This is a genomic window from Streptacidiphilus fuscans (assembly GCF_015690355.1).
In the GTDB taxonomy this organism is placed as follows: domain Bacteria; phylum Actinomycetota; class Actinomycetes; order Streptomycetales; family Streptomycetaceae; genus Streptacidiphilus; species Streptacidiphilus fuscans.
Genome location: NZ_JADPRT010000012.1, coordinates 210,616 through 236,851 on the forward strand (window position 1 = coordinate 210,616; position 26,236 = coordinate 236,851).

Annotated in this window: 27 protein-coding genes and 1 tRNA gene; 13 read left to right on the forward strand and 15 right to left on the reverse strand. The window is 71.7% G+C overall.

All coding sequences use genetic code 11. From position 1 onward, the window contains the following. Position 1: 1 nt before the first annotated feature. The gene (locus I2501_RS26590) at positions 2-709 is read right to left on the reverse strand and encodes a phosphatase PAP2 family protein (RefSeq protein ID WP_196196758.1); all 708 of its coding nucleotides are present in this window, start codon (positions 707-709) and stop codon (positions 2-4) included. Between the two features lie 318 nt (positions 710-1,027). Between I2501_RS26590 and I2501_RS26595 the strand changes: the two genes are divergently transcribed. Further along, the gene (locus tag I2501_RS26595; protein WP_196196759.1) at positions 1,028-1,999 is read left to right on the forward strand and encodes a sigma-70 family RNA polymerase sigma factor; all 972 of its coding nucleotides are present in this window, start codon (positions 1,028-1,030) and stop codon (positions 1,997-1,999) included. A 123-nt stretch (positions 2,000-2,122) separates the two neighbouring features. Continuing rightward, positions 2,123-2,305, forward strand: coding sequence for a hypothetical protein (locus tag I2501_RS26600; RefSeq protein ID WP_196196760.1), 183 nt, complete (start codon positions 2,123-2,125; stop codon positions 2,303-2,305). Between the two features lie 9 nt (positions 2,306-2,314). On the opposite strand, the gene I2501_RS26605 is transcribed toward I2501_RS26600, so the two are convergent. From I2501_RS26605 to I2501_RS26615, 3 genes are all read right to left on the reverse strand, one after another. Then, entirely contained in the window at positions 2,315-2,593 is a 279-nt protein-coding gene (locus I2501_RS26605) for a hypothetical protein (protein ID WP_196196761.1), read from the reverse strand. 201 nt (positions 2,594-2,794) lie between these two features. After that, positions 2,795-3,118 carry an FmdB family zinc ribbon protein gene (locus tag I2501_RS26610; RefSeq protein WP_196196762.1) on the reverse strand — a complete coding sequence of 108 codons (324 nt, stop codon included), beginning with the start codon at positions 3,116-3,118 and terminating at the stop codon, positions 2,795-2,797. A 95-nt stretch (positions 3,119-3,213) separates the two neighbouring features. Further along, a complete protein-coding gene (locus I2501_RS26615; RefSeq protein ID WP_328806650.1) occupies positions 3,214-4,713 on the reverse strand; it encodes a potassium/proton antiporter in 1,500 nt (499 codons plus the stop codon). A 409-nt stretch (positions 4,714-5,122) separates the two neighbouring features. On the opposite strand from I2501_RS26615, the gene I2501_RS26620 reads away from it, so the two are divergent. Further along, positions 5,123-7,975, forward strand: a complete 2,853-nt coding sequence (locus tag I2501_RS26620) for a penicillin acylase family protein (protein ID WP_196196763.1) — start codon at positions 5,123-5,125, stop codon at positions 7,973-7,975. An 18-nt stretch (positions 7,976-7,993) separates the two neighbouring features. Here the strand turns inward: I2501_RS26620 and I2501_RS26625 are convergent, their stop codons facing one another. Further along, complete coding sequence (locus tag I2501_RS26625) at positions 7,994-8,632, reverse strand: 5-formyltetrahydrofolate cyclo-ligase (RefSeq protein ID WP_196196764.1); 639 nt, start codon at positions 8,630-8,632, stop codon at positions 7,994-7,996. A gap of 104 nt (positions 8,633-8,736) precedes the next feature. On the opposite strand from I2501_RS26625, the gene I2501_RS26630 reads away from it, so the two are divergent. The 9 genes from I2501_RS26630 to I2501_RS26670 all read left to right on the forward strand — a co-directional run bounded on the left by I2501_RS26630 (position 8,737) and on the right by I2501_RS26670 (position 15,948). After that, positions 8,737-9,435, forward strand: coding sequence for a GGDEF domain-containing protein (locus I2501_RS26630; protein ID WP_196196765.1), 699 nt, complete (start codon positions 8,737-8,739; stop codon positions 9,433-9,435). Continuing rightward, the gene (locus I2501_RS26635) at positions 9,432-10,385 is read left to right on the forward strand and encodes a UTP--glucose-1-phosphate uridylyltransferase (RefSeq protein WP_196196766.1); all 954 of its coding nucleotides are present in this window, start codon (positions 9,432-9,434) and stop codon (positions 10,383-10,385) included. The genes I2501_RS26630 and I2501_RS26635 overlap by 4 nt, the downstream gene beginning before the upstream one ends. Positions 10,386-10,551: 166 nt before the next feature. Continuing rightward, entirely contained in the window at positions 10,552-11,979 is a 1,428-nt protein-coding gene (gene glp / locus I2501_RS26640; protein WP_196196767.1) for a molybdotransferase-like divisome protein Glp, read from the forward strand. 50 nt (positions 11,980-12,029) lie between these two features. Continuing rightward, complete coding sequence (gene moaC, locus I2501_RS26645) at positions 12,030-12,656, forward strand: cyclic pyranopterin monophosphate synthase MoaC (RefSeq protein ID WP_196196768.1); 627 nt, start codon at positions 12,030-12,032, stop codon at positions 12,654-12,656. Next, positions 12,653-13,204: a MogA/MoaB family molybdenum cofactor biosynthesis protein gene (locus I2501_RS26650; protein ID WP_196196769.1), complete on the forward strand. Its 552-nt coding sequence runs from the start codon at positions 12,653-12,655 to the stop codon at positions 13,202-13,204. The genes moaC and I2501_RS26650 overlap by 4 nt, the downstream gene beginning before the upstream one ends. Then, positions 13,201-13,824 (forward strand): GNAT family N-acetyltransferase, encoded by a 624-nt coding sequence (locus I2501_RS26655; protein WP_196196837.1) that lies wholly within the window; start codon positions 13,201-13,203, stop codon positions 13,822-13,824. Before I2501_RS26650 ends, I2501_RS26655 begins: the two co-directional genes overlap by 4 nt. A gap of 78 nt (positions 13,825-13,902) precedes the next feature. Next, positions 13,903-14,970 carry a divisome protein SepX/GlpR gene (sepX, locus tag I2501_RS26660; protein WP_196196770.1) on the forward strand — a complete coding sequence of 356 codons (1,068 nt, stop codon included), beginning with the start codon at positions 13,903-13,905 and terminating at the stop codon, positions 14,968-14,970. 46 nt (positions 14,971-15,016) lie between these two features. Then, a tRNA-Ala gene (locus I2501_RS26665) sits at positions 15,017-15,090 on the forward strand. A gap of 252 nt (positions 15,091-15,342) precedes the next feature. Then, positions 15,343-15,948 carry a GNAT family N-acetyltransferase gene (locus I2501_RS26670; RefSeq protein ID WP_196196771.1) on the forward strand — a complete coding sequence of 202 codons (606 nt, stop codon included), beginning with the start codon at positions 15,343-15,345 and terminating at the stop codon, positions 15,946-15,948. A gap of 28 nt (positions 15,949-15,976) precedes the next feature. On the opposite strand, the gene I2501_RS26675 is transcribed toward I2501_RS26670, so the two are convergent. The 10 genes from I2501_RS26675 to I2501_RS26720 form a co-directional block, all read right to left on the reverse strand. Then, positions 15,977-17,644, reverse strand: a complete 1,668-nt coding sequence (locus I2501_RS26675) for an amidohydrolase (protein ID WP_196196772.1) — start codon at positions 17,642-17,644, stop codon at positions 15,977-15,979. Further along, positions 17,641-19,134 carry an APC family permease gene (locus I2501_RS26680; protein WP_196196773.1) on the reverse strand — a complete coding sequence of 498 codons (1,494 nt, stop codon included), beginning with the start codon at positions 19,132-19,134 and terminating at the stop codon, positions 17,641-17,643. Before I2501_RS26680 ends, I2501_RS26675 begins: the two co-directional genes overlap by 4 nt. Before the next feature lie 149 nt (positions 19,135-19,283). Next, a complete protein-coding gene (locus I2501_RS26685) occupies positions 19,284-20,201 on the reverse strand; it encodes an Lrp/AsnC family transcriptional regulator (RefSeq protein WP_196196774.1) in 918 nt (305 codons plus the stop codon). A gap of 50 nt (positions 20,202-20,251) precedes the next feature. Further along, positions 20,252-20,833, reverse strand: coding sequence for a hypothetical protein (locus I2501_RS26690; protein WP_196196775.1), 582 nt, complete (start codon positions 20,831-20,833; stop codon positions 20,252-20,254). Further along, positions 20,830-21,669, reverse strand: coding sequence for a sulfurtransferase (locus tag I2501_RS26695; protein WP_196196776.1), 840 nt, complete (start codon positions 21,667-21,669; stop codon positions 20,830-20,832). Before I2501_RS26695 ends, I2501_RS26690 begins: the two co-directional genes overlap by 4 nt. A gap of 29 nt (positions 21,670-21,698) precedes the next feature. Continuing rightward, a complete protein-coding gene (locus I2501_RS26700) occupies positions 21,699-22,094 on the reverse strand; it encodes a RidA family protein (RefSeq protein ID WP_196196838.1) in 396 nt (131 codons plus the stop codon). Positions 22,095-22,202: 108 nt separating this feature from the next. Continuing rightward, complete coding sequence (locus I2501_RS26705; protein WP_196196777.1) at positions 22,203-22,925, reverse strand: hypothetical protein; 723 nt, start codon at positions 22,923-22,925, stop codon at positions 22,203-22,205. A gap of 23 nt (positions 22,926-22,948) precedes the next feature. Then, on the reverse strand, positions 22,949-24,880 hold the full coding sequence (locus I2501_RS26710; RefSeq protein WP_236047239.1) for a hypothetical protein: 1,932 nt from the start codon (positions 24,878-24,880) through the stop codon (positions 22,949-22,951). A 141-nt stretch (positions 24,881-25,021) separates the two neighbouring features. Then, positions 25,022-25,240, reverse strand: coding sequence for a hypothetical protein (locus tag I2501_RS26715; RefSeq protein WP_196196778.1), 219 nt, complete (start codon positions 25,238-25,240; stop codon positions 25,022-25,024). 75 nt (positions 25,241-25,315) lie between these two features. Then, complete coding sequence (locus tag I2501_RS26720) at positions 25,316-25,534, reverse strand: hypothetical protein (RefSeq protein WP_196196779.1); 219 nt, start codon at positions 25,532-25,534, stop codon at positions 25,316-25,318. A 206-nt stretch (positions 25,535-25,740) separates the two neighbouring features. Between I2501_RS26720 and I2501_RS26725 the strand changes: the two genes are divergently transcribed. Continuing rightward, positions 25,741-26,211, forward strand: a complete 471-nt coding sequence (locus I2501_RS26725) for a helix-turn-helix domain-containing protein (protein WP_236047241.1) — start codon at positions 25,741-25,743, stop codon at positions 26,209-26,211. Positions 26,212-26,236: the final 25 nt, after the last annotated feature.

The following is a 26,236-nucleotide window of genomic DNA, read 5'->3' on the forward strand; positions in this document are numbered from 1 at the left end:
CTCACAGCGGGTCCGCCGTGCTTCGCTGGACCCGCTGGGAGGCGCGTGGGCGCAGGCCACGGAGCTCGGCGTCACGCCGGCCGGGACGCCAGGTGTCGACCGCCGCCGTCACCGCGCACAGCGTGAACCCGGCCAGGAACCAGCCGGCCAGCACATCGCTGGGCCAGTGCACGCCGAGCCCGATGCGGGTCCAGCTGACCAGCAGCACCAGCCCGCCCGCCACCGTCGCGGCCAGGACGCGCGCGGCAGGTCGGAGCAGCCGGGGCCAGGCCATCGCGACCAGCAGCGGCAGGACCGTCGCCGCCGTCATCGCGTGCCCGGACGGGAACGCCCAGTCCGTGGCCACCGCCACGGGATGCGGCAGCGCCGGGCGGGGGCGAGCCACGGCGTCCTTGAGCCCGACCTCCAGCGCGGCCTGAACCACTCCGCAGGCCGTCGCCCAGACGGCGGCGATCCGCGCGCCGCGCCACCAGAGCCAGACGATCACCCCGGCCAGCACCACCCGCAGCACCGTCGGCTCCAGGACCGCGCTGATCGTGCGCATCGAGCCGGTCCAGGCGGCGTGGCGCAGGGCGGTGTCGTGCAGGTGCTGGTCCACGGAGAGGTCGAACCGGAGCAGCGGCTGCCAGGGCACCTCGACGAGAGCCAGCACGACGCCGAAGAGCAGCAGGAACACTGCCGCGCCCGCCCACAGGCGCCATTCCCGCACGTCAGGCTCCCTCTGCTCGACTCTGATCGGCTCCGGCCCACGGAGTCGGCGACCGCGATTTCGTCGCCAATTTCGTCGCGCGGGGAACCAACGCCAGGCGGACAATCGTCTCAGAGAGTGACAGAACCGGACGCCAGCCCCGCCGTGATCGGCCGATGACGCTGCGTCGATGATCGGGAATAACCCGCCAGCATACTGCTATCGACGAAGAAAAACACCACTTCGGGAATGCTTCTTCGGAACTCGTCGTTGAGTCGTTACGTAAGCAGTTCCCAGGTACGGGCCAGCCAGGCCCGTCACGTCCCCGAGGGAGTACGTATGGCCACCCGTGCCGTCGTCCGCGACAAGGCCGATCGGAGTCGCTCCGTGCGGCCGACCGCAGGTGAGGCCGACCGCGACCTCGTCGGTATGTACCTGGACGAGATCGCGCGCACCCCGCTTCTTGACGCGGAGCAGGAGGTACAGCTGTCCACCCGGATCGAGGCCGGCGTCTTCGCCGAGCACCTTCTCGACGAGGGGCGGACGGTCGGCGACGCCACCGAGGACGAGCTGCGTGCGATAGCCGCGGACGGGCAGCGGGCGAAGGACATCTTCATCCGGTCCAACCTGCGCCTGGTCGTTGCCGTCGCCCGTCGCTACCCGCGCAGCGGCCTGCCGCTGCTGGACCTGATCCAGGAGGGCAACGCCGGACTCGTCCGCGCCGTCGAGAAGTTCGACTTCGGCAAGGGCTTCAAGTTCTCCACCTACGCCACCTGGTGGATCCGTCAGGCGATCACCCGGTCGATCGCCGACCAGTCACGCACCATCCGCCTCCCCGTCCACCTGGTCGAGGAGCTGGGCCGGATCCGTCGCGTCCAGCGCGAGAAGTCCAAGGAGCTCGGGCGCGAGGCCGAGCCGTCCGAGGTCGCGGCCGAGCTGGACACCACCGAGGAGCGGATCAAGGACGTGCTGGACTGGGCGCGCGACCCGGTCAGCCTCAACATGACCGTCGACGACGACGGCGAGACCCAGTTCGGCGACCTGGTCGAGGACACCGGCGCGGAGTCCCCCGAGGACGCCGTCATGGTGATGATGCGTCGTGAGGAGCTGGAACGGCTCATTGACCGGCTGGACGACCGCACCGCCTCGATCATCCGCTCCCGCTACGGCATGGAGGACGGCCGCGAGCGGACGCTGACCGAGGTGGGCAAGCAGCACGGCCTGACCCGTGAGCGCATCCGCCAGATCGAGAAGCACGCGCTCGCCGAACTCCGCAAGATCGCCGACCACGCGGGCTTCGAGGCCGCGTAGCAAGATCCTCAGAGCCCAAGATCCGATCCCCAGAGCCAAGATCCACAGAGCCCCCGTTCCGCCCCAGGCGGAGCGGGGGCTCTCCCTTTCGGCGTCCGTATCCGTGCCGCCTACCCTGGAGGGATGAGCGGCAAGGATGACGAGCAGACCAGGGCCAAGCGCAGGATCGTCTTCGACGACCCCGTCACCGGGCGCAGCAAGGACGACAGCGACGCGGGCTGGGGCGAGGAGCGCACCGAGGGGTCGCAGCGCCGCGACCTGGACTGGTACCTGAGCGAGACCCCGCCGCACCACGGCGACAAGTAGTAGCCCCACTCAGCCGTGCGGCGGTGCGGCGGGCGGCGGCTCGGCTGCGACCTGCGGAAACGCACCCGTCTGCGCATGGGCGCGCGCTCCGGCGGTGGGCGCCGATTCACCCGGCCCTGGGGGTTGCCGCAACGAACCGACGGCCAGTGTCGTCGCCGCGACGAGCAGCCCGGCGGCGACGGGCCCCGGCCGCCGCCGCACCGGACCGGGCAGCCGATGCCGACCGCGTCCCGCGCGGATGGGCGGGAACGCGGCGATGCAGTTCGTGGGCGGGATCGACAGGGACATGCTGGCCTCCTCGGAGCTGTTCTTCGCTGCGAGGACAACGCTGCCGCGAGGCGAGGACCAGAACCAGGAGGGACCGCACAGCCTGTGGACAACTCCGGGCTGTGGAGAACTTCTCCTCAAAAGGGTGAGCTGCATGACGGAGGCACGCGCCTCTGTCATGCAGCTCTGTGCAGCCTGGCCGGGTCGGACCCAGGGCCGGGCTCAGGCCGCGGAACCCGCAGAGCCGGAGGACGAGCTCGACGAGCCCGTGGAGGAGCTCGACGAGGACGACGACCCGGTGGACGACGATCCTGCGGAGCTCGACGAGCTCGACGACGAGCCCGAGGAGGAGATGCTGCTGGACGACGACGAGCGGCTGTCGGTCCGGTAGAAGCCGGATCCCTTGAAGACCACGCCCACCGCCGAGAAGATCTTGCGCAGCTTGCCGCCGCACTCGGGGCACTCGGTCAGCGCGGCGTCGCTGAACTTCTGCACGGCCTCGAGACCGCTGCCGCACTGGGTGCACTGGTACTGGTACGTCGGCACTTGTTTCCTCCTGGCACTCTAAGGCTATGAGTGCTAACGATCCTCAATGATGCGGTATTCCGGGTGGAGAAGTCCACTGATCGGGGGTGTGAGCCTCAGTACTCCGTGCGGCTGCCGCTGAGCCAGCCGGCCAGCTTGCCGCCGCGGTCGACCGCCCGGAGCCGCCGTTCGGCGCGGTCGCGGACCTGGTCGGTGGCCACCACCAGCAGGTCGTCGCCGTGCCGCAGCAGTGTGGTCGGTCCGGGGACGAAGCTCTCTCCGTCCCGCACGATCAGCGTCACCGCCGCGCCCTTCGGCAGGCGCAGCTCGTGGATCTCGACGCCCCCGAGCCGCGACTCGGGCCCGACCGAGACGGAGAGCAGGTGGCCCTGAAGACGGTCCAGCGGGGCCGACTCCACCTCCAGGTCGTCGGCGTGGGCGGAGTCGGAGATCCGCAGGGCACGGGCCACCCAGGGCAGGGTCGGGCCCTGGATCAGGGTGAAGACCACCACCAGCAGGAAGACCGTGTTGAACAGCTGGCCCGCTCCCGGCACGTTGTGCACCACCGGGATCGTGGCCAGCACGATCGGCACCGCGCCGCGCAGCCCGGCCCAGCTCAGCAGCGCCTGCTCGCGCAAGGCGATCCGGAACGGCGTCAGGGTCAGCAGGACCGAGGCCGGACGCGCTGCGAGCACCAGGACCAGGCCGACCACCAGCGCCGGGACTATCGCGTCGCCCATGGTGCGTGGGTTCACCAGCAGGCCCAGCATCACGAACATGCTGATCTGCGCGATCCAGGCCAGGCCCTCGGCGAAGCCACGGGTGGCCGGACCGTGGGGGAGCCGGGCGTTGCCGAGCAGCAGGGCGCAGATGTAGGTGGCGAGGAAGCCGGAGCCGTCCAGCAGCGCGCCGCCCGCGTAGGCGAGGATCGTCAGCGCGACGACCGCGATCGGGTAGAGGCCCGAGGAGGGCAGCGCGACATGGCGCAGCGTCAGCGCCCCGAGGCGACCCACGACCAGGCCGACCACGATGCCGACGGCGAGCTCGCCGACGACCGTGCCGATCAGCACGTACCAGGAGTCGACCGGCCCGGAGGTGGCGAAGGCGACGACCAGGATCACCACGGGGGCGTCGTTGAACCCGGACTCGGCCTCCAACAGTCCGCTCAGCCGCGACGGGAGCGGGACGCGGCGCAGCACCGAGAAGACCGCCGCGGCGTCGGTCGACGAGACGACCGCGCCGAGCAGCAGCGAGACGCGCCAGTCCGCCCCGGTGAACAGGTGCGCGCCGATCGCGACGACGCCGACGCTGATCGCGGTGCCGACGGTGGCGAGCACCGCGGCGGCCGGCACGGCCGGTCTGATGTCGGTCCAGCGGGTGCCCAGGCCACCCTCGGCCAGGATCACCACCAGCGCGGCGTAGCCCAGGACCTGGGTGAGCTCGGCGTTGTCGAAGGTGATGCTGCCGATGCCGTCATGGCCGAGCAGGACGCCGATGCCCAGGTAGAGGAGCAGGCTGGGGAGCCCGCTGCGGGAGGAGAGCCGGACCGCGGCCACGGCCACCAGCAACACCAGGGAGAACAGCAGGAGGAGCAGGTCGAGCCGGTGGACGGACACGCAGGGGCACCTCGCGCGCTGGGCCTGCCGCTTCCCGGAGGGCAGCGGGGGTTCACAGCAGAATCGTTGCTTCCACTTGTCTGGAGCAAGATTTTACCGATCTGACGGCGTATTCTCCGACCGGTCCAAAGGGTGGTCACCTGCGCGGACACGGTGTCCGGCAGCGGTCGGCGACCGCTCCGCCGCTGTTCGACCAGGCCGGGAGCAGGCCGCGAGCAGGCCCTAGGCAGGCCCCGGGCAGCTGCCTGGCGGGCTCTGGGCAGGCAGCAGCCCGGCACCCGCCTCGCACGGCCGCTCCGCTCGCGGCGCGACCGCCGCGCGTCATCGGTTCCGCTTCGGGTGTTAGCGTCAGCACCGCCGCTTCGCGCGGTACGCCGCGGTAAAGTCACTGCCCCTCACAAGGACCCTGATGCCCCGCTCCTCCCGTCCCAAGCGCCCCAAGAAGTCCCGCCGTCTTCGTCTCATGGTGGTGCTGGTCGTGCTGCTGCTCGTCGGCGGCGTCGCCTTCGGCAGCTGGTACGGCGTGCGCCAGGTGCGCGCGTCGCTGCCGCAGACCACCGGCACGATCCACCTCCAGGGCGTCACCGGCCCGGTCCAGGTGATCCGTGACTCCTCGGGCATCCCGCAGATCTACGCGTCCAGCCCCGAGGACCTGTTCATGGCCCAGGGCTACGTGCAGGCGCAGGACCGGTTCTGGCAGATGGATGTGGACCGTCACATCACCGGCGGGACGCTCTCGTCCATGTTCGGCGCGGGGCAGCTGCAGACCGACGCCTTCATCCGGACCATGGACTGGCAGGGCGTCGCGCAGAAGGAGTGGGACACCCAGCTCTCGCAGAGCACCAAGGACTACCTGACCGCCTACACCGACGGCGTCAACGCGTGGCTCAAGCAGCACCCGGGCGGGGCCGGTGCCTCGTTGGAGTACGCGCTGCTGGGCGTCGCCCACAGCGGCTACAAGCCCGCGCCGTGGACGCCGGTCGACTCGGTCTCCTGGCTGACGGCGATGGCCTGGGACCTGAGCGGCAACATGCAGCAGGAGATCGACCGTTCGCTGCTGTCGGGGACGTTCACCTCGCAGGAGATCTCGCAGCTCTACCCGTCGTACCCGTACACCACCAACGGCACGATCCTGAAGACCGGTGAGGTCAAGGACGGCACCTACACGCCGGCCGAGGGCGCCCGGACCGCGCCGGTGACCTCCGACTCCGGCTCGTCGAGCTCCAGTTCGTCGAACGGGTCCAACTCCTCGGGCACGTCGAGCAAGCCGGGCGGCGCGACCAACGCGTCGTACCAGACGGCCGGTGGCAGCACCGCGGCGCAGGGCGCGCAGACGGCCGCGGAGGCGCTGGGGAACAACCTCTCCGCGCTGCCGACCATGCTCGGCCGCCCCGGCGCGGCGGGCATCGGTTCCAACTCCTGGGTGGTCGACGGCGCGCACACCACCACGGGCAAGCCGCTGCTGGCCAACGACCCGCACCTGTCGCCGCAGATGCCGTCCATCTGGTACCAGATGGGCCTGCACTGCACCACGGTCGACGCGCAGTGCCCGTTCGACGTCACCGGCTTCACCTTCCCCGGCATGCCCGGCGTGATCATCGGCCACAACCAGACCGTCTCCTGGGGGTTCACCAACGTCGGCAGCGACGTCCAGGACCTCTACCTGGAGCAGGTCAACAGCGACGGCACCTACCTCTACGACGGGAAGAACATCCCGCTGGTGACCCATCAGGTCACCATCCCGGTCGCCGGAAGCTCGCCGCAGACGATCACCGTCAGGTCCACCCAGGACGGCATGCCGATCATCTCCGACCACAGCACGCAGGAGCAGGCCGCGGGTTCCAGCGCACCCGTCGACGGCGCCGCGCCCCCGCGTGGCGGCGGCTACGCGATCGCGCTCAAGTGGACCGCGCTGACGCCGAACAAGACCATGGACGCGGTCTTCGAGCTCGACAAGGCGCAGAACTTCGGCGAGTTCCGCGGTGCGGCAAAGGACTTCTCGGTCCCGGCGCAGAACCTGATCTACGCCGACACCAAGGGCAACATCGGTTACCAGATGCCGGGCCAGGTCCCGATCCGCCCGAAGATCTCCGGCGACGACGGCACCTACCCGCAGCCGGGCTGGGACTCGCGCTACAAGTGGACCGGCCAGTATGTGCCGTTCGACGCGCTGCCGTGGGTGGAGAACCCGCCCGAGGGCTACATCGTGACGGCCAACCAGGCAGCGGTGGACCCCAACTACCCGTACCTGATCACCAATGACTGGGACTACGGCACCCGCGCCAAGCAGATCGACACGCTGATCCAGGGCAAGCTCAACGGCGGCGGCAAGATCTCGCCGGACGACATGGCCTCGATCCAGGAGGACGACACCAGCGTCTTCGCCAAGTCCCTGGTCCCGTACCTGCTCAACGTGAAGCTGAACGGCTCCTACTACACCCAGGCCCAGGACCTGCTGCGCGGCTGGAACTTCCAGCAGGACGCGGGATCTGCGGCGGCGGCCTACTACAACGCGGTCTGGTCGAACCTGCTGCACCTGGCCTTCGACCAGAAGTTCCCGGCGGCCGTGCGCTCCACCACCGACTGCATCATGGTGGTGCCCGCCAGCCAGCAGGGCCTCCCGGCGGACGACGTCAACGGCCAGCCGCAGCGCGTCCGCACCTGCGGTCTGCGCGACGACGCCACCGCCCAGCCGGACGGCAACGACCAGTGGACCACCGTGGTCGGCGCGCTGCTGGACCAGCCGAACAGCGAGTGGTGGAACTGGACCGACGCCACCGGCAAGCAGTACTCCGGCCGGGACAACCTGCTGGCCCAGGCCATGGTCGACGCCCGCAAGCAGCTGACCTCGCTGATGGGCAAGGACATCAGCACCTGGAGCTGGGGCCGGATCCACACCCTGGAGCTCCAGGAGCGCACCCTCGGCACGGACAACTCGAACATCGCCTCGGGCGCGGTCCACTGGCTGCTCAACCGCGGCCCCTATGAGCTGAGCGGCGGCAGCGCGGCGGTCGACGCGTCCAGCTGGGACGCGGCCAACGGCTTCACCGTGGACGAGGCCCCGTCGATGCGCATGATCGTCGACCTGTCCGACTTCGACGCCTCGCGGTGGATCAACATCGGCGGCGCGTCCGGGCACGCGTTCAGCGCGAACTACGACGACCAGATGCAGCTGTGGGCCAACGGCCAGATGCTGACCTGGGCCTACAGCAAGCAGCAGGTCCAGACGGCGGGCAAGGCCACGCTCACGCTGGCGCCCTGAGGCACTCCTGACGCGAGGTCAGGAATCGAACACGACCGTCCGGTCGGGCGTCACCACGGCGTCCACCGGGCGGTCGTGTGCTTCCGTCGGCAGGCCGGGCAGCAGCTCGGTGTCGAAGAGCAGGGTGACCAGCCGGGCCGCCGAGTCGGCCGCCGCCAGCCGGGCCAGCACCCGGTCGTAGCTGCCACCGCCGCGGCCGAGCCGCAGTCCCGTCGCGGGGTCGACGGCCAGGCCGGGGAGCAGCACCAGGTCCGCGGCGGCGACGGCGTCCACGCCGAGTCGCGGACCGGTCGGCTCCAGCAGCCCGAGCCGGGCCGGGGCGAGGCCCTCCGCGCCCTGGTAGACCGCCCAGTCCAGGTCGTTGTCCGGCAGCAGCACCGGCAGCAGCACCCGCACGCCCTGCCCGCGCAGCGCGTCGAGCAGCGGACGGGTGCCGGGCTCGGAGCCCATCGAGACGTAGCAGGCGACCGTGATGGCCGCCGTCTCCGTCGTGAACGGCTGCGTGGAGGGCTGCGTCGAGGTCCGTGTGAAGGCCTGGCTGACGAACTCCAGTGCCCTCCTCGCCAGGGCGTCCGCAGCGGTGTGCCGCTCGACGGGTGACATCGCGGCGCGTGCGGCGAGCAGGCGTGACCTCAGGGCCTTCTTGTCGTTATCCATCGGATGGGACGGCCTTCCGTCTCGTCGGTGCTGTTCGGTCCGTCGTCGTGCCGGTCCTGATTGCGGGCCCTGATGCGGGCCCTGATGTGGGCGGAGGGACGACCATGCTGCCGGTCCTCGCGGACATCCTCGCTGTTGTCTGCCTTCCCGCGCTGCTCGCTGCCTGGCTGCTCCGGCGCGGTCGTGCCCGCGCCCGGGCGCTGCTCGCCGTCCGGAGCGAGGAGCTCGCCGCGCTCCGCACCGGCCGCGCCGAGCTGGAGCGCACCTCCTGCACCGACCCGCTGACCGGGGTCTGGAACTACCGCTACCTGCAACTGGCGCTGGACCGGGAGATCGCCCGCTGCAAACGCCGTCCCGACGAGCGGGTCCTCGCGGTCCTGCTGCTGGAGATCGAGGGCTTCGCCGACATCCGGCGCGAGCACGGCTACCAGCGGGCCGGGGCGGTGCTGCGCGACCTGGCCCAGCGGCTGGCCATGGAGGTGCGCGAGGAGGACGTCTTCGGCCGCTACGGCGGCGAGGAGTTCCTGGTGCTGCTGCCGGAGACGGACGAGAAGGGGGCCATGACCGTGGCCGACCGGCTGTCCTGGACGGTCCGCCGACACCCGCTGGCGCTGCCCTCCGTCCCGGTCCACCAGAACGAGTGTGGAAGTCTCCCCGGCAACGGCTTGTCGGCCCGGGTCGGCATCGGCCTGCTGCCCAGGGACGGTTCGCATGCGGCGCTGTTGCTGAGGGCCGCTGACAAGTCTTTGACAGGGGAGAGATATCTGGCGGACACAGTCCGGCAGCTAAAGTCGTCCGTATGACGAAAGCTCGTACGCGCCAGATCACCAAGGCGGTCATCCCCGCGGCAGGTCTCGGCACCCGCTTCCTGCCGGCCACCAAGGCGACTCCGAAGGAGATGCTGCCGGTGGTCGACAAGCCCGCGATCCAGTACGTCGTGGAGGAGGCGGCGTCGGCCGGGCTGACCGATGTGCTGATGATCACTGGCCGTAACAAGCGCCCGCTGGAGGATCACTTCGACCGGGCCTACGAGCTGGAGGAGCAGCTCGCGCGCAAGGGCGACCAGGCCAAGCTGGACCGCGTCCGTGAGTCCAGCGAGCTGGCCACCATGCACTACGTGCGCCAGGGCGACCCCAAGGGTCTGGGCCACGCGGTGCTCTGCGCGGAGCCGCACGTCGCCGACCAGCCGTTCGCGGTGCTCCTCGGCGACGACCTGATCGACCCGCGCGACCCGCTGCTGTCGAAGATGATCGACGTCCAGCGCGAGCTCGGCGGCAGCGTCGTGGCGCTGATCGAGGTCGACCCGGCGCTGGCCCACCTCTACGGCTGCGCCTCGATCCGCCCGGCGGAGTGGCACGGCGAGCTCGGCGGCGACGAGGACATCGTCCGGATCACCGACCTGGTCGAGAAGCCCGCCCCCGGCGAGGCCCCGAGCAACTACGCCGTCATCGGCCGCTACGTGCTCGACCCGTCCGTCTTCGACGTGCTGCGCGACACGCCGCCCGGCAAGAACGGCGAGATCCAGCTCACCGACGCGCTCCGGGTCCTCTCCCAGCGCACGCCGGGCCGCGGCGGTCCGGTGCACGGCGTGATCTTCCGTGGCCGCCGCTACGACACCGGCGACAAGGGCGACTACCTGCGCGCCATCGTCCGGCTGGCCTGCGAGCGCGAGGACCTCGGTCCGGAGTTCCGCGCCTGGCTCAAGGAGTTCGTCGGCAGCGGCGAGCTGGACGGCGCCACCGGCGCGCTCTGACACCTGCCGCGCCCGGGCCTTCGCGTGTCCTGCGGGGCCTTCGCGTGTCCGGCGGGCGGACGGTCCGCGGGTTGTCGGCGGTGGCGGGTAGTGTCGGCTGCGTCACACGGCCCGGCTGCGCGCCGGGCCCGCAGCACCGAACCGCACCGCCACGGGGGAGCGCACCATGACCGACCACGAACACCACGGCCACGACCACGGGCATGCGCACGACCACGCGCATGGCCATGGCCACGGCCGGGCCGGTGACGCCGGGATCCCGGAGGACCCGTGCGCGGCCGAGGCGGCGCCGGGCGCGGAGAAGTCCGGCGACGGGCGGCTGTGGACGGTCGACGAGCACCTCGCCGACATCCTGACCGCCGTCGCCCAGGTCGCGCCGCTGCCGCCGCTGGAGCTGCAGCTGCTGGAGGCCCAGGGCTGCCTGACCGTCGACGAGCTGGTCTCCGGCGTCGCGCTGCCCCCCTTCGACAACAGCTCGATGGACGGCTACGCCGTGCGCGTCGCCGACCTGGACGGGGCGACCAAGGACTACCCCTCCGTGCTGACCGTCGTCGGCGACGTCGCGGCGGGCGCCGCCGCGCTGCCGGTGATCGGTCCGGGCCAGTGCGCGCGGATCATGACGGGCGCGCCGATGCCGCCCGGCGCCGAGGCCGTCGTTCCCGTCGAGTGGACGGACGCGGGCACCGGCTCGGCGGAGGCCGCCACCACCATGGCCCCGCAGGGCGGCGAGCCGGTCACCTCCGGCGGCGAGGTGCGGATCTTCCAGCCGGTCGAGTCCGGCGCCTTCGTCCGGCGACGTGGTGACGACATCGCCGAGGGCCAGTCGTTGCTCCCGGCGGGAACGCGTCTCGGCCCGACGCAGATCGGCCTGCTCGCGGCGATCGGCCGGGATCGTGTCCTGGTGCGCCCGCGTCCGCGCGTCGTGGTCCTCTCCACCGGCAGCGAGCTGGTCCAGCCCGGCTCGCCGGTCGGCCCCGGCCAGATCACGGACTCCAACAGCTTCGCGTTGACCGCCGCCGCGCGGGACGCCGGAGCGATCGCGTACCGGGTGGGCGGCGTCCCGGACGACGCCGAGCGGCTGCGCGAGGTCATCGACGACCAGCTGATCCGCGCGGACCTGATCGTCACCAGCGGCGGCGTCAGCGTCGGCGCGTACGACGTGGTCAAGGAGGCGCTGGGGGAGCGGGTCTCCTTCCGCAAGCTCCGGATGCAGCCGGGAAAGCCGCAGGGCTTCGGCGTGCTTGAGGGGTCCGACGGGCCGGTGCCGATCCTGGCTCTGCCCGGCAACCCGGTGAGCGCCTACCTCTCCTTCGAGCTCTTCGTCCGCCCGGCGATCCGCGCGATGCTGGGCGCGACGGACATCCACCGGCCGGTGGTGACCGCCCGGCTCACCGAGGGCCTCGGCTCACCGGCGGGCCGACGCCAGTTCGCCCGCGGCTCGTACGACCCGGCCGCGGGCACGGTGACGCCGGTCGGCGGCGCGGGTTCCCATCTGCTCGGCGCCCTCGCGCACGCCAACGCGCTGATCGTGGTCCCCGAGGACGCGACGTCGGTCGCGGCGGGCGCCGAGGTGGAGACCGTCCTGCTGGACTGACCGCCCAGGCCCTCCCGGCTTTCCCGCTGCGGTGCTCCACTGATCCGACGATGCGACGTTCTGTGGTCTCAGCGATACTCTGGCGCCGCACCCGCCCGTCGCGATCGCAGGAGCACACAGTGACCACCAGCAATCCCGTCCCGTCAGGGTCCGGCCTGACCCATGTCGACGCCTCGGGTGCGGCCAGGATGGTCGACGTCTCCGCGAAGGCCACCACGGCGCGCACCGCGCGGGCCACCGGTCGCGTGGTCGTCTCGCCCCGGGTCGTGGAGCTGCTGCGCGGTGAGGGCGTGCCCAAGGGCGACGCCCTCTCGGTGGCCAGGATCGCCGGGATCATGGGCGCCAAGCGCACGCCCGACCTGATCCCGCTCTGCCATCCGATCGCCGTCTCCGGCGTCACGGTGGAGCTGGAGGTCGCCGACGACGCTGTCGAGATCGCGGCCACCGTGCGCACCGCCGACCGCACCGGCGTCGAGATGGAGGCGCTGACCGCCGTCGCCGTCGCCGGGTTGACCGTGATCGACATGGTCAAGGCCGTCGACAAGGGCGCCCGGATCGAGGCGGTCCAGGTGGAGGAGAAGACCGGCGGCAAGAGCGGCGACTGGCGCCGCGAGGAGCTGGTCGACGGCCGGATCGCCGGCGTCGGTGTCACGGGTGACGAAGAGGTGACGTCATGACAGGGCAGCGCCCGATCAAGGCCTTTGTGCTGACCGTCTCCAACCGCGCGCACGCGGGTGTCTACGAGGACCGCGGCGGGCCGCTGATCGCGTCCGGTCTGGCCGGGCTCGGCTGCCGCGTGGTCGGCCCGGTGGTCGTCCCCGACGGCGACCCGGTGCTGATCGCCCTGCGCAAGGCGGTCGCCGACAGCTACGACGTCGTGGTGACCACGGGCGGCACGGGCCTGACGCCGCTGGATCTGACGCCGGAGATGACCGCGCAGGTCATCACCCGTCCCGTGCCCGGCATCGCCGAGGCGATCCGCGCTTACGGGCGGGAGAACGGGGTGCCGACGGCGGCTCTGTCGCGCGGGCTCTCCGGGGTGGCCGGGAGCACGCTGATCGTCAACCTCCCGGGGTCGCCGGGCGGCGTCAAGGACGGCCTGGCCGTGCTGGGCCCGCTGCTGTCCCACGCCGTCGACCAGATCGCGGGCGGCGACCACGCGCCGGGCGGCGCGCCGACCGCCGTTCCCCAGGGACAGGAGCACGGCAGAGGAGGCCCGCACTGAACGCCTTCTGGCCGGTGGAGCTGCAGGACGGGCCGATCGGGCTGCGTCCCATCCGCATGCGCGACCAGCGTTCCTGGCAGGAGGTCAGCCGCCGCAACCGCGACTGGCTGCGCCGCTGGGAGGCCACCGTTCCGCCCGCCCGCGCCGGACAACCGCCCGCGCTGCGCCCGACGTACCGTCAGATGGTGCGCTTCCTGCGCGGGGAGGCGCACGCCGGACGGATGCTGCCGTTCGTGGTCACCTACCAGGGCCGCCTGGTAGGGCAGTTGACCGTCGGGGGAATCACCTGGGGGTCGATGTGCTCGGCGAACATCGGCTACTGGATCGACGAGGCATATGCCGGTCGCGGCATCATCCCGACGGTGGTCGCGCTTTCCGTGGACCATTGCTTCGGGGCTATGGGGCTGCACCGCATCGAGGTGTGCATCCGGCCGGAGAACAGCCCGAGCCGCCGTGTGGTCGAGAAGCTGGGCTTCCGCGAGGAGGGCCTGCGCCCGCGCTACCTGCACATCGACGGCGGCTGGCGGGACCACCTGGTCTACGCCCTCACCGTCGACGAGGTACCCGAGGGAATGCTGGCCCGCTGGCACCGGATTGAGAGTCACCATCCACATAAATAGGTCGATATGAAGAAGATTCAGCGACACACCGGTCGAAATAGCCGCCCGGCCGTCCCTCACGCCCGTACGGTGTGAAGCGTGAGCAGTAGCGGCCTCATTTACGCGGTCATTGTTGGGGCCTGGGCCGCGTATCTGGTCCCCATGTGGCTCCGCCGTCAGGACGAGCTCAACGAGGCACGTCCGACGGAACGGTTCAGCACGGCCATCAGGCTGCTGTCGGGTCGCGCGGCGATGGAGCGGAAGATCTCCCGCCAACTGGAGGAGACCCAGGGGCTCAACCCGCCCGCCGACCTCCCGGCCGAGCCGCGACGCCCCGCGGCCACGCCTCCTGCGCCTTCCGCACCGCCTGTGCATGCTGCGCCTTCTGCGCCCGTTGCCGCCGCTCCGTCGGTCGCCGGTACGGCGTCGCGTCGGCGTGCGGCGCTGCTGGCGCGGCGTCGGCGCATGGTGATGGTGCTCTTCGCGGCGTTCACGGTCGGCATGGTCGTGGCTGCGGTCGGCGGTGTCGCGCTGCTCTGGATCCCCGCCGTCCCGGCGGTGCTCTTCTCGCTCTACATCGCGCAGATGCGTCGACAGGAGCGCCGCCGCTACGAGGTGAAGCTCGACCACCGTCTCGCCGCCGAGGCGGCCCAGCGCGTCCGCCAGCAGGCGGCCTCGCGCCGCGTGCAGGAGGCGGAGACGGTGGCGCACCCGGCGCCGCCCGCGCCGTCCCCGCGGGCTGCCGCGACTCCCGGCGAGGCGACCACGTCCGGCACGGGTGCGCTCGCCGCCTCAGCGGGCGCGGCAGGGCAGGCGGCGCGGACGGCGCGGTCTGCGCGATCGGCACGGCCGACCGGGCCGACGCCGTCGACGCCCGAGCCTTGGGCGGACGACGACCGGCCCGAGCATGCCTCGCCGTCGACGGGACGTCCGGGCGACGACGCCTGGAACCCGGTCCCGGTGCCGCTGCCCACCTATGTCACGGCCCCGGTCGCCCCGCGCGCCACCCTGGGCCTGGACCTCTCCGCGCCGGACACCTACTCCTCGGCACGCGCGCCCCGCAGCCAGGCCCAGCCCCCGGTCCCGCCGCGCCGCCCGGTCCAGCCCCCGGCGACCCCGCTCTTCGACCAGTACGCCGACGACGCCCCTCGCGCCGCCAACGAGTAACCCGGTCACGAGTACCCCTCCGGACCTGCTAGAGTTTCTTCTCGTTGGGGCTGTGGCGCAGTCCGGTAGCGCACCTCGTTCGCATCGAGGGGGTCAGGGGTTCGAATCCCCTCAGCTCCACCCAACAGAGGCCCGGTCGGTTGATCCGACCGGGCCTCTGGCATATGGTGCGGGCGCTGTTGGCCGTGTGACTGGCGTGGGTGTGACGCGCATCACCGGTGCGGCTGGGGATCTCTGAGAAAGCCGCGTTCGTACGGTCCCTGGGGGCCGACGAGGTCATCGAGTCCCGCAGCAACCTCGGCAAGGTGGTTCTGGTCCGCGGTTGAGGACCGGGGCGGCCCGGTCGGTGGGCGGTGCGGGATCATCGTCCCCATGGCCGAGCCGCAGACGCAGTCAGAGGCACACTCCCAGGCGCAATCCAACGCGCACTCCCGCGCGCACGCCCAGCGCACTCCGTTCCAGGTCCGCCGGGTCACCCCCGGTGAGTGGCGGGAGCTCCGCGCACTGCGGCTGGAGGCGCTCGACGACGCCCCGTCGGCGTTCAGCACCACCCGTGCCGCAAGTGAGGACCTCCCCGATACGGCCTGGAAGGCCCAGACCGTATCGGGGGCTTCCGCCCGGAACGCCGCGCTCTTCGTCGCGGTCGATCCGGGCGGCGCCTGGTTGGGCATGGCGGGCGCGGCGCCGATTCCGGACGTGGTGGACCACGCCCATATCCACGGGGTCTACGTGACCCCCGCCCACCGGGGCCCGCACGGACCGGCGGCCGAACTGGTGGCGGCGGCGGTCGACTTCGCCCGCCGCCACATCGACGTCGGCCACCTGACGTTGGGCGTCCACGAGGCCAACGTCCGTGCCCAGGCCTTCTACCGCCGCGTCGGCTTCGAGCCGTCGGGCCTGCGCGTCCCGTATGTGCTCAACCCCGACGAGCAGTTGGTCATCCTCCGCTACCCGAAGTTCCGGGACGAGGAGGGCTGACGCTGGTCCAGGCGGCCCGGCCCGGCGCTCAGCCGAACGACGGCGCGCGGTGCACGATCTCGCCCCCCACCGTGGAGAGTTCGACGTGGGTGTCGAGGATCTCGCGCGGGTCGCTGATCGCGAAGAGGTCCCGGGAGAGCAGGACCAGGTCGGCGTGCTTGCCCGGGGTGAGGGAGCCGAGCCGGTCGTCCAGGTGGTTCGCCCAGGCGCTGCCCATGGTGTAGCCGTGCAGGGCCGTCGTCAGGTCGACGGTCTCCTCCGGCATCCAGGCCGGGCCGCCGTTGAGGCCCTGGCGGGTGACCGCCGTGTAGATGCCGACCATCGGGTCCATCTCGGCGACGTTCCAGTCGCTGGAGAAGGCGAGCCGGGTGCCCGCGCGGTGCAGGCTGCGCATCGGCCAGGCCTTGGACCAGCGTTCCTTGCCCACCGCCTCCGCCCAGTCCTGGCCCGGACCCGCGATGTCGGGCGCGCAGTGACGCGGCTGCATGCAGGCGACGACGCCGAGTTCGGCGAAGCGCGGCAGGTCCGCCGGGTCCAGGCACTCGACGTGGACGACCTGGTGGCGGGAGTCACGCGTGCCGTTGACGTCGCGCGCGTGCTCGAAGGCGTCCAGCACGGTGCGGATGCCGCGGTCGCCGGTGGCGTGCACGAAGAGCTGGAACCCGAGCGCGTCCAACTCGGCGACGGTGTCGGCGAACTCCTGCGGCGGGTAGAAGGTCTCGCCGCGGTGGTGGGCGTGCCCGGCGTAGGGCTCGAGCAGCGCGGCCGTGTGCGGCTCGACGACATCGTCGATGTAGAGCTTGAGCGCGCGGACGCGCATCCGGTCGTCGGCGTGGTGACGGGCGGCGTTGAGGAACTCCGCCAGGTCGCGCTGGGTGGTCCCGCGCGGGTGGAAGAGCGCGGCGACGAGGCGGGAGCGCAGCCGGCCCTCGGCTGCGGCGCGCTGGAACAACTCCAGGTCGTCGAGGGAGTTCTGCGGCTCGACGACCGTGGTGATGCCGAAGCGCGCGGCCATGTCCAGGCTGCCGCACAGCCGTTGGTACTGCCGGTCCGGATGCGCCCACGGGACGCCCGCCGCCTGGAGCGCGCGGTGGCCGTCGCGGGACAGGCCGCGCACGGCGAAGTCGGTGAGGAACCCGGTGGGTCGGCCGGTCGCCGGATCCTTCTGCACGGTGCCGTACGGCGTCTGCTCGACCGAGGCGTCGATGCCGAGCAGGCGCAGCGCAGCCGTGTTGAGCCAGGCGGTGTGGACGTCGTAGCTCAGCACCAGCGCCGGACGGTCGCCGGTGAACCGGTCGAGGTCCGCCGCGGTGGGCATGCGGCCGTCGGGGATCGCCGAGTAGTCGAAGGCCTCGGCCTCCACCCAGTGAGCGTCCGGGTGCGCGTCCAGCCAGGCGGTGATCCGTGCGCCGATCTCCTCCAGCGTGCGGGCGCCTGCCAGTTGGACGCAGGCGGAGTCCGAGCCGAGGCGGACGTGGTTGTGCGCGTCGACGAAGCCCGGCAGCAGCAGGCGGCCTCCGGCGTCGACGACCTCGGTCGCCGGTCCGCGCAGGTGGGACCAGTCGGCCTCGTCGCCGACCCAGGTGATGACGCCGTCGCGGACGGCCAGGGCCTCGGCGCGGGGGAGCGCGGGGTCGACGGTGTGGACGTGGGCGTTGTGGATGATCAGGTCGGCGGGGGCTGCGCTGTCGTTCACGGGTTCTCCGAGCTGAGGGCCGAGGCGTCGGCCGAGATGGCGGCGGGGGACACGGCGGATTCGGCGTCCGGGCCGGACTGCGGCGCGGCGTCGGTGCGCTGGTCGGCGGGCAGGCTGAGCTGCCAGTGGGTTGCGTGGCGCGGACGCAGGTAGAGCAGCCAGTAGAGCGCGCCGACCGCGAGGACGATGCCGGTGATCGTCAGGTCGTGCGCGGTCTGCTGCGTCAGCACGTAGGCCAGCGCGACCGTGGTGATCAGCGGCGGGATCGGCCACAGCGGCATCCGCCAGGCCTGGGTGGCCCGGTGACGCTTCGTCCGGGCGGCGAGGGCGGCGACGCCGAGCAGCAGGTAGATGACGGCGACGACCACGCCGGTGAAGCCGAGCAGCGAGTTGATGTCGACGGCCAGCGCGAGCACCACGCCCGGCAGGCCGATCCCGAGGGTGGCGACCCACGGCGAGCCCCAACGCGGGTGGATCCGGCCGAGCGCGCGGTTGAGCGGGTCGGGCCAGGTGCGGTCGCGCGCGGAGGCGAAGAGCACGCGGCCGTTCTGCAGCACCATCACGATGACCGCGTTGAGGATGGCCGCGGCGATGCAGAGGCTGACGAAGGTCCCGACGCCGCTGCCCGCCCAGGAGGTCACGATCGCGACCAGGTCCCCCGAGGCGAGCTGGTCCGGCGAACTGACACCGAGGCAGATCGCGGCCACCGGAACGGTGATGACGACCACGCCCGCGAGCAGCGACCACAGCACGGTCCGGGCCACGGTGCGGCGCGGCTCGACCAGGTCCTCGGAGAGGTAGATGGCGGTGCCGAAGCCGTTGTAGGTGAACAGGGCGACGGCGAGCCCGGAGACGAGCAGCCCGACGGTCAGCGGGGAGGTGTGGCCGTGCCCGTCGGGCACGACGGCGTGCAGCAGCGACGAGACCGGCTGCCGCGCGTGGGCGAAGCCCAGCACGCTGACCACGGCCGCGGCGAGCATCTCGATGCCCAGGAAGATGCCGGTGATCAGGGCGTTCGACTTGATGTCCAGCACGCCGACCAGCACCGAGATCAGCATCACCGCGCCACCCGCGTAGCGCGGGTCGACGTGGACGACGGCGCCGATGTAGTCGGACGTGCCGAGCGCGATGATCGGCGGGATGACGATCAGCGAGACGATCGAGATGACGAAGACCAGCCAGCCCGTCATCCGGCCCAGCAGCTGCCCGACGATCGAGTACTCGCCGCCCGCGCTCGGCACCAGCGTGCCCAACTCGGCGTAGCAGAGGCCGACTCCGAGCGAGAGCACGGCCGCGATCAGCAGCGCCTCGACGGTGCCGCTGCCCAGCGAGGTCAGCAGCGGCGGCACGACGATGAAGAGCGAGGAGGCCGGGGTGACACAGGAGAGCGTGAGCATGACGGCGCCGAAGACGCCGAGCGAGCGAGGGAGTTCGGCGGGCCGGACGGGATCGGCGGAGGAGGAGCCGGGAGTGGGCGAGGGCGCGGGCATCGGGCACCGACTTTCAGCGGGCGGACGCGGTGTGGGGGTCCGGCCATTGAAAGGCAGGTGAAAAGATGGCGTCAATATCACTGGGATAACTAATCGCAGTGCATTGCGCTTGATTTGGGCGATTCATTTGTCACCGGCGAGTACGGATATCAATCCGCCGGTCGGAGCGGCGAAACGTGTGTGTAGTCCTCCTTGACGATGTCCAGGTGGACCCACGATTCGGACCGGTTGACGCCCGCCAGCCCCTGCAGCCGGTCCAGCGTGGCGAGCAGCCGGGCGCGGTCCGGGGCGTCGACCCCGCAGACCAGATCGAACCGCCCGTTTCCGGACATCACAAAGTTGACCCCCTCCAGGGCCGAGGCCGCCTCTGCGACGGGGCCGACCGGTCCGCCGACGCCGAGCCCGATCCCGGCGGCCTCGCGGACGCCGATCGCCGCCGACGCGACCAGGCCGGTCACGTGCACCGCGCCGGCGTCCAGCATCCGCAGCACCCGGGCGCGGGTGGCCGCCTGGGAGAGCCCGATCCGCGCCGCCAGGTCGGCGTAGCTGCTGCGACCGTCGCGCTGGAGCAGGGCGAGCAGCATCCGGTCCCGGTCGTCCAGCTCCAGTGGGCCGTGCAGCGACGGCCTCGGCACGGCGGGCGAGTAGGCGTCCCTGACCAGCTCCGTGCAGCGGAAGACCTCGATCCCGCGCACGCCGGGAGCCGCGCGGAGCAGCGCCAGCTCCGTTTCCAGCGCCGCGGTGTCGCGGACGCGCACGTCGGCGACCAGATGGCGGCGGCCCGCCGTGCGGGACAGGAACATCACCGCACCGCGTCCGGCCAGCGTCCGGGCCGCCTCGGCGCTGTCGCCTACGACCTCCACGGAGACGTGGGCCAGCGTGCGCAGGCCGAGCACCTCCGGCGCGACGATGCCCACGACCCGGACCTCGCGCCGTTCCAGCAGCCGCTGCACCCGGGCGCGGGCCGCCTCGCGGGAGATGCCGACCGCCGTCGCCAGGTCCTGGAAGGAGGTACGCCCGTCCCGTTGCAGCACCGCGACCAGGGCGGCATCGGTGGCGTCGAACATCGCGGGCTCCAGGCACTCGGTGGACGGGCGGTCGGTGGACGGGACCTGCCTCACCGTAGCCCGGCGGCCCAGGCGCGGAGGCGCTCGAAGTCCGGCTCACGCAGGCCCACGTTCGGGTCGATGCGCAACAGCAGGGCCGGGGCCGGATGGTGGGTGGCCACCCACGTCTCGTCGGCCGCGGTCACCTCGTCGTCGACCCAGGCAAAGGGACGACCGGCCGCCGCCGCGACGACCTCGGGGGTCTTCCAGTAGAGCGGGCCCGGCTCGCCGATCAGCGTGCCCTCCCAGGTGATCCAGGGGAGCGGAGGCAGACCGATCAGCGGCCCGACGAAGCCGTTGGCGTCCTCCTCCCAGGTGGAGGCCCAGGCCAGCTCGTAGGGGAGGGCCGCCAGCTGTGCGCCGTGCGCGGGGTTGAGCCAGACCGGGAGCGGTCGTGGCTCTGCCCAGGGGCGGCCCCAGGCTTCGAGTCGGGCGCGTTCCATCTCCTCCCAGCGGGGCGGCATCAGGTGGTGTTCCTGGTAGCCCGTCGGGAGGTGGTCCGGCATGGCCGCATAGGGGTTGAGCGGGCCGTCGATGTCCAGGAAGAGGACGGGCTTCCGCCGCTCGCCGGCCTCGCCTGCCCCGGCGGTCATGGGCCCGTCACGACGGGCAGGTCGGACGGCAGACCCCACTCGCTCCACGACCCGTCGTAGACCGCGAGTTGGGACGCGCCGTCCAGCCCGGCGACCGTGGCCCCGAGCGCGAGCACGCAGGCGGTGACGCCCGAGCCGCAGCTGAACAGCAGCTGGGACGGCGTCGGGCCGAACCGGGACCGGAGCTCCTCCGGCGGGAGGAGGCGGCCGGTGGCGTCCTGGAGCGCGGTGAACGGCAGGTTCCGCGCGCCCGGCATATGGCCGCCGCGCAGACCCTCCCGGGGTTCCGGCGCCTCGCCGGTGTAGCGCTCGTGCGCCCGCGCGTCCAGCACTGACGCCGAGGGGTCGGACAGGGCGGCCAGCACCGCCCGACTGTCGACGAACATCCCGGGCTGCGGGCGCGCCGTGAACGTGCCGGGCGCGGCGGGGTGCTGCAGCTCCGTCTGTTCGGGCAGCCCTGCCGCGGACCAGGCGGGCAGGCCGCCGTCGAGCACGGCGACGCGGTCGAAGCCGACCGCGCGCAGCATCCACCAGGCGCGGGCGGACGAGTAGATGCCCGCGTTGTCGTAGACCACGACCGTGCTCGACGCGTTCAGCCCGAGCGCGCGCAGCTCGCGCGCCAACTCCTCGGCGCCGGGCATGGTGTGCGGCAGCGGGCTGCTCCGGTCGGACATCGGCCCGTCCAGATCGAAGAGGCGCGCACCCGGAATCGCGGGCACCTCGCGCCGGTGCCCGCCCACGCTCGCGTCGAGCACCAGCAGGTCGGCGCTGCCGAGCCGCTCCGCCAGCCACTCGACGCCGACCAGGGGACCGGGGAGGTCCAGGGACAGGGACATGAGCGTCGCCTCTCGGTTCGTCGCGGCTCTTACGGCGCGGTGAGAACTGCCAAGGCGTCGACCTCGACCCGGAACCCGGGGTGCACCAGCGCGCTGACCTGGACCAGCGAACTGGCCGGAGGCTGCACGGTGTCGACGAACTCGTCCCTGACCGTGCGGAAGGCCTGGAGGTCGTCGAGATCCACCAGGTAGACGGTCAACTTGATGACGTGCCGCCAGTCCGCCCCGGAGGCGTTCAGGGCGGTGCCGATGTTGCGGAAGACCTGGCGGAGCTGGGCGACCGCGTCGCCTTCGGCCCCGACGAGCCTGCCCTCGGCGTCGAGGGGAACCTGGCCGGAGATCGCGATCAGCGGCCCTTGGGCCACCACGGCATGGCTGTAGCCGTTCGCTGGAGGCATGCCGTCCGGGCGGACGAGGTGGCGCATGGAAGTCACACCGCCTGTCTACCACCCTCACGGGGCAACCGGAGGAGATTGTCGCGCCGACAGCGCGGGCGCGCGGCACGGGCCGCGCGCCCGCGGGGGTAGCCCTCGTCAAGCCCAGACGCGATGGACCGTCACCTGGGGCTCCAGCTCCGCCAGGGCGTTCACGCCCGGTCCCTTGGGCGCAGTCGCCGCGGCCGCTCGGAGGAGGGCGGTCACCTGGGCCGCGAGCGCGTCGGCCTGCTGCCGGACCTCGGCCACCGGCGCGGAGGACCGGCCGAGGGCGTCCAGCTTGCGGTGGATCTCCGCGAACTGGCGCTGCGCCGAGACGCCGAGGGTGAACGGGCGCGGGGTGGAGACGATGAACTGGTAAGCCCCGGCGAGGGATTCGCAGCCCGGGCAGTGGACGTTGGCTGCGGTGCTGCGGTTGTGCGCGTCCAGGTGGATGTCGGTCCCGGCCATGGTGACGATCTGGAAGGACAGTGAGACGGACCGGCACGGGTCGTCCGCCGAGCACCAGGAGGTGTATGCGGTGGCCTGGTTGTCGGCGGTGGCCGAGTACACCGCACCGAACTGGTGGACGGTGAAGGAGTCCTGGAAGCGGGACTCGTGGGCACGCGTGGCCAGCGTGAACGCGCCGTCGTCGGCCACGGCGACGCCGCGCACCGCGGTGCCGTCCAGCGCACCGCCGTTGGGGCCGACCGCCTGGGCGACGCCCGTGGTGGCGCCCAGAGTGCCGAGGCCGGCGGTGACCAGCAGACCGAAGCGCACGGCGCGTCGCACCGAGCCGACGCGGATCCGGACTTTGCGGTGGTGGTTGAGTTCCATAGCCATGGTGGACTCCTCGCTGCTACCTGCTAGGGGGTGGGCTTGAGCGCGCCGGCGGTGGCAGGGGCGCTCGGTGTCGTCGTCACGGGCGGGGGAGTCGCCGATACGGACGCTGAGGGGGAGGCGCTCGCCACTCCCGTCGGCTTGGTCGTCGGGCCGACGACGGGCCGGGTCGGGGATGCCGAGGCGGACGGGCTGACCGTCGGCCTGGGTGTCGGTGCGGCCGAAGGGGAAGCCGTGACCGTCGCGCTTGCGGAAGGGGAGGCCGATGCCGATGCCGATGCCGAGACCGAGGGCAGCGCGGTCGGGCTCGAGTCGGAGCCGTGACGGCTGCGCCCGCCCGTGCCGGTACCAGAACCCGTACTGCCGGGCGGCTGCGGCGCGGGAGTTGTGGGCGTGGGCGTGGGCACCGCAGTGGGAACACCGGGCTGGAGCACGGGGATGATCGGCGGCTGGGCGGGGATGGGCTTCGGCGTCACGCCGATCACCCACGCCGTGGTCAGCCCGGCGACGGTGAGCGTCGCCAGGGCGCACAGGGCGATACGGAGCCTGGGGTTCTGCGCCGTCGCCCGGCGCGCCGCCCGGAGGAGGCGTCCCGTCAGCCGGACCGAGAGGTAGGTCGTCCCGGCGAGCGGGCAGATCAGCATGAGACAGCCGAGCAGGCCGACGGTTCCGGCCGCGACCTGACCGTGCGCCAGCGCGTCGCCGGTGCCCGCGAGTTGCTCGGTGAGCGAGCGCACGCTGGTGCTCAGAATGCGCGGCAGGTTCCACAGGGCGTAGCCCAGGTCGACGGCCAGCAGCGGGACCATGGTGGCGACCCAGCAGGTCACGATGGTCCGCGCGGAGCGCTTGAGGCCCGCGACCTCGGGAGGGACGGGCCTGCCGGGGATCGCGCCGGCCAGGATGGGGCGGATCTTCCCGTAGAGGTCGGGGATGCCGGCCAGGTCGCCCAGGATGTAGTAGCCGTCCAGGCGGACCGCGGGCATGAGTTGTTCGAGGATCTCGAAGTGGCCCAGGTAGACCGCGCACAACAGGAAAGGCTGTCCGGTCACCACGTAGCCGGCGGTGAGGGCCAGCATGAAGACGACGTTGAAGTAGACGCCGCCCAGGTCGGTGCGGATCCGTCCGGCCCGGCCGATGCGGTAGACGTCGGTGACGTCGGTGTAGAGGGAAGGCCAGATCAGGAAGAGCCCGCAGCCGATGCAGCCCGGTCTGGCCCCTCCGTAGCGGCAGGCGGAGGCGTGGCCGAACTCGTGGAACATGAGGGAGGCGACCGTCAGTGCGAAGACGGCCAGCAGCAGCACGGGTTGGTCCAGGACCTGCAGCAGCGGGGTCATCGCCCCGTGCAGCGCGAACAGCCAGACGTCCTGGGCCAGCGCGGCCAGGAGCACGAGGGCGACCACCGGCGGGCGGTGCAGCCAGGCCAGCGCCCGCCCGATCCGGTTGACCCGGCGCGGGGTGAACAGGACCTTGTGCCCCTTCAGGGCCAGCAACAGATCGGAACGCGGTGCGTCGTCGACCTCGTCGTGCTCCTGGTCCCAAGGGACGGCCACGCCCAGCGGGATGAGCTTGTTGTCGATCAGGAACAGCACGTTCTCCGCGCTGACCTCCCGGCCGAACAGTCCGCTCACCCGGTGCGAGATCCCCTCGGTGTCCCGCACCCCGTCGATCGCGCGCGCCACCAGGTGCAGCAGCCGTGACAGCTGCACGACCTGGCCGTCGCCGCGGCGCGCGATGTACCGGGGCTCGGTGAACCCCGACCCCTGGTATTCGCCGTGCAGTCGCAGACCCGCACTCAACCGCGGCACGGGCAAAGGCCAGTCCAGCGCCTCGGTCGACGAGCCGGCGAGGGAGTCGACCAGCGTCTCCGTCAACGGGGACCGGGCCAACGGCACGGGCACCGGCGTCGCGAAGCCACCAGGGCCGGGGACCAGCGCCTCGGCCTCAGTAGTGACGGTCATGCGGATGTGTCCTTCCCCCGTAGGCGTGGGCCGACCCAGCCCCGGAGGGGTTGTCGGGCAACCTGGGCCGGCCCACGACATGGAGCCTGTTCCGCGTGGCACCGCGGAGGTGGAACTGCGGAGCGCTGGGACCGCTCGGAGCTACTGGGAGATCACGATGGTCTGGGCGGCCTCGGACTCCGCGTCGGCGCCGTTGGAGCCGATGTTCACCGCGGTCGAGTGGTTGTGCGCGTTGACGGTGGCGACGTGCTTGGTGACGTTGACGGTCTTGGTGAAGTTGAACTTCAGGCGACCGAGGGCCTCGCGCCCCGGCAGCAGCTCGGCCGACTCCGCCTCGAGCTCGGTGATGTTCATGCTCATGGTGTGACTCCTGTCGTGTGTGGTGTCTGCGTGCGGTGGTGCAGTTCTTGCCGTGGTGCTCTTCTTGCGGTGGTGCTACTGGTGGATCGTGATCGCCTGGCTGGCGTCGGAGGCCGCCGTCGAACAGTTGGAGCCGATGTTCAGCGCGGTCGAGTGGTTGTGCGCGTTGACGGTGGCGACGTGCTTGGTGACGTTGACGGTCTTGGTGAAGTTGAACTTCAGGCGACCGAGGGCCTCGCGGCCCGGCAGCAGCTCGGCCGACTCCGCCTCGAGCTCGGTAATGTCCATGCTCATGAGTCCCCCTTGGGACGAATCAGTGATGGGCCGGACCGGACGAAGGCCGACGCCGTGCGGCCACCTGTCCAATCCTGTCGGACGAGCTGTCCAACGAGATTGGACAGTAGTGGCCGCGTCGGGCACTGCGCAAGCGGCTTTTGGCAACTCTCTGTAACAGGCTCGCAACAGAGAGAAGTTTGCAGGTCGGGCGGTATGCGCCGGTCATGGAAGGGGTGATCGCCCTAGAATCGGGGGCGCGCCACCGCAGGCTGGAGAAGGGAATCAGGGTGTCCAACGCGCTGCAGGCGCTCATGCGGGAACGGCTGGACCGGCAGGGTTGGTCGTACGGCGACGTGGCACGTCGCGGTGCCATTCCGAGGTCGACCGTGCATCATCTCGCCACCGCCGACCGGCTGGTGCGGATGCCGCAGCCGAACACCCTGGAGGGTCTGGCGCGCGGGCTGGAGCTGCCGCTTGACACCGTCCGCAGGGCCGCCGCCGAGGCGTGCGGCATCCACGTCTACGAGGCGGCGCCCGACCCCGAGGTCGATGTGCTGATCGCCAGCGTGCAGCAGCTCTCGGCGCAGGACCGGCGGCATGTGGCGGCGCTGGTCGAATCCCTGCTGGAGCGCGGCCGGCGCACCGACGACACCGAAGACGATGCGGGCGGTGCAGGCGACACGGTCGTACCTTGACGCGCGGCTGACGGAAACGGTTGCG

Excerpts from the sequence above, each read along its gene's own strand:
- I2501_RS26605 (WP_196196761.1), bottom strand. The coding sequence starts at position 2,593 with ATGTCCCTGTCGATCCCGCCCACGAACTGCATCGCCGCGTTCCCGCCC.
- I2501_RS26720 (WP_196196779.1), bottom strand. The coding sequence starts at position 25,534 with ATGAGCATGGACATTACCGAGCTCGAGGCGGAGTCGGCCGAGCTGCTG.
- I2501_RS26705 (WP_196196777.1), bottom strand. The coding sequence starts at position 22,925 with ATGGCTATGGAACTCAACCACCACCGCAAAGTCCGGATCCGCGTCGGC.
- moaC (WP_196196768.1), top strand. The coding sequence starts at position 12,030 with ATGCGACGTTCTGTGGTCTCAGCGATACTCTGGCGCCGCACCCGCCCG.
- I2501_RS26670 (WP_196196771.1), top strand. The coding sequence starts at position 15,343 with ATGGCCGAGCCGCAGACGCAGTCAGAGGCACACTCCCAGGCGCAATCC.
- I2501_RS26630 (WP_196196765.1), top strand. The coding sequence starts at position 8,737 with ATGCTGCCGGTCCTCGCGGACATCCTCGCTGTTGTCTGCCTTCCCGCG.
- I2501_RS26650 (WP_196196769.1), top strand. The coding sequence starts at position 12,653 with ATGACAGGGCAGCGCCCGATCAAGGCCTTTGTGCTGACCGTCTCCAAC.
- I2501_RS26680 (WP_196196773.1), bottom strand. The coding sequence starts at position 19,134 with ATGCCCGCGCCCTCGCCCACTCCCGGCTCCTCCTCCGCCGATCCCGTC.
- I2501_RS26620 (WP_196196763.1), top strand. The coding sequence starts at position 5,123 with ATGCCCCGCTCCTCCCGTCCCAAGCGCCCCAAGAAGTCCCGCCGTCTT.
- I2501_RS26635 (WP_196196766.1), top strand. The coding sequence starts at position 9,432 with ATGACGAAAGCTCGTACGCGCCAGATCACCAAGGCGGTCATCCCCGCG.
- I2501_RS26695 (WP_196196776.1), bottom strand. The coding sequence starts at position 21,669 with ATGTCCCTGTCCCTGGACCTCCCCGGTCCCCTGGTCGGCGTCGAGTGG.
- I2501_RS26700 (WP_196196838.1), bottom strand. The coding sequence starts at position 22,094 with ATGCGCCACCTCGTCCGCCCGGACGGCATGCCTCCAGCGAACGGCTAC.
- I2501_RS26690 (WP_196196775.1), bottom strand. The coding sequence starts at position 20,833 with ATGACCGCCGGGGCAGGCGAGGCCGGCGAGCGGCGGAAGCCCGTCCTC.
- I2501_RS26625 (WP_196196764.1), bottom strand. The coding sequence starts at position 8,632 with ATGGATAACGACAAGAAGGCCCTGAGGTCACGCCTGCTCGCCGCACGC.
- I2501_RS26600 (WP_196196760.1), top strand. The coding sequence starts at position 2,123 with ATGAGCGGCAAGGATGACGAGCAGACCAGGGCCAAGCGCAGGATCGTC.
- I2501_RS26725 (WP_236047241.1), top strand. The coding sequence starts at position 25,741 with ATGGAAGGGGTGATCGCCCTAGAATCGGGGGCGCGCCACCGCAGGCTG.
- I2501_RS26710 (WP_236047239.1), bottom strand. The coding sequence starts at position 24,880 with ATGACCGTCACTACTGAGGCCGAGGCGCTGGTCCCCGGCCCTGGTGGC.
- I2501_RS26595 (WP_196196759.1), top strand. The coding sequence starts at position 1,028 with ATGGCCACCCGTGCCGTCGTCCGCGACAAGGCCGATCGGAGTCGCTCC.
- glp (WP_196196767.1), top strand. The coding sequence starts at position 10,552 with ATGACCGACCACGAACACCACGGCCACGACCACGGGCATGCGCACGAC.
- I2501_RS26715 (WP_196196778.1), bottom strand. The coding sequence starts at position 25,240 with ATGAGCATGAACATCACCGAGCTCGAGGCGGAGTCGGCCGAGCTGCTG.
- I2501_RS26685 (WP_196196774.1), bottom strand. The coding sequence starts at position 20,201 with ATGTTCGACGCCACCGATGCCGCCCTGGTCGCGGTGCTGCAACGGGAC.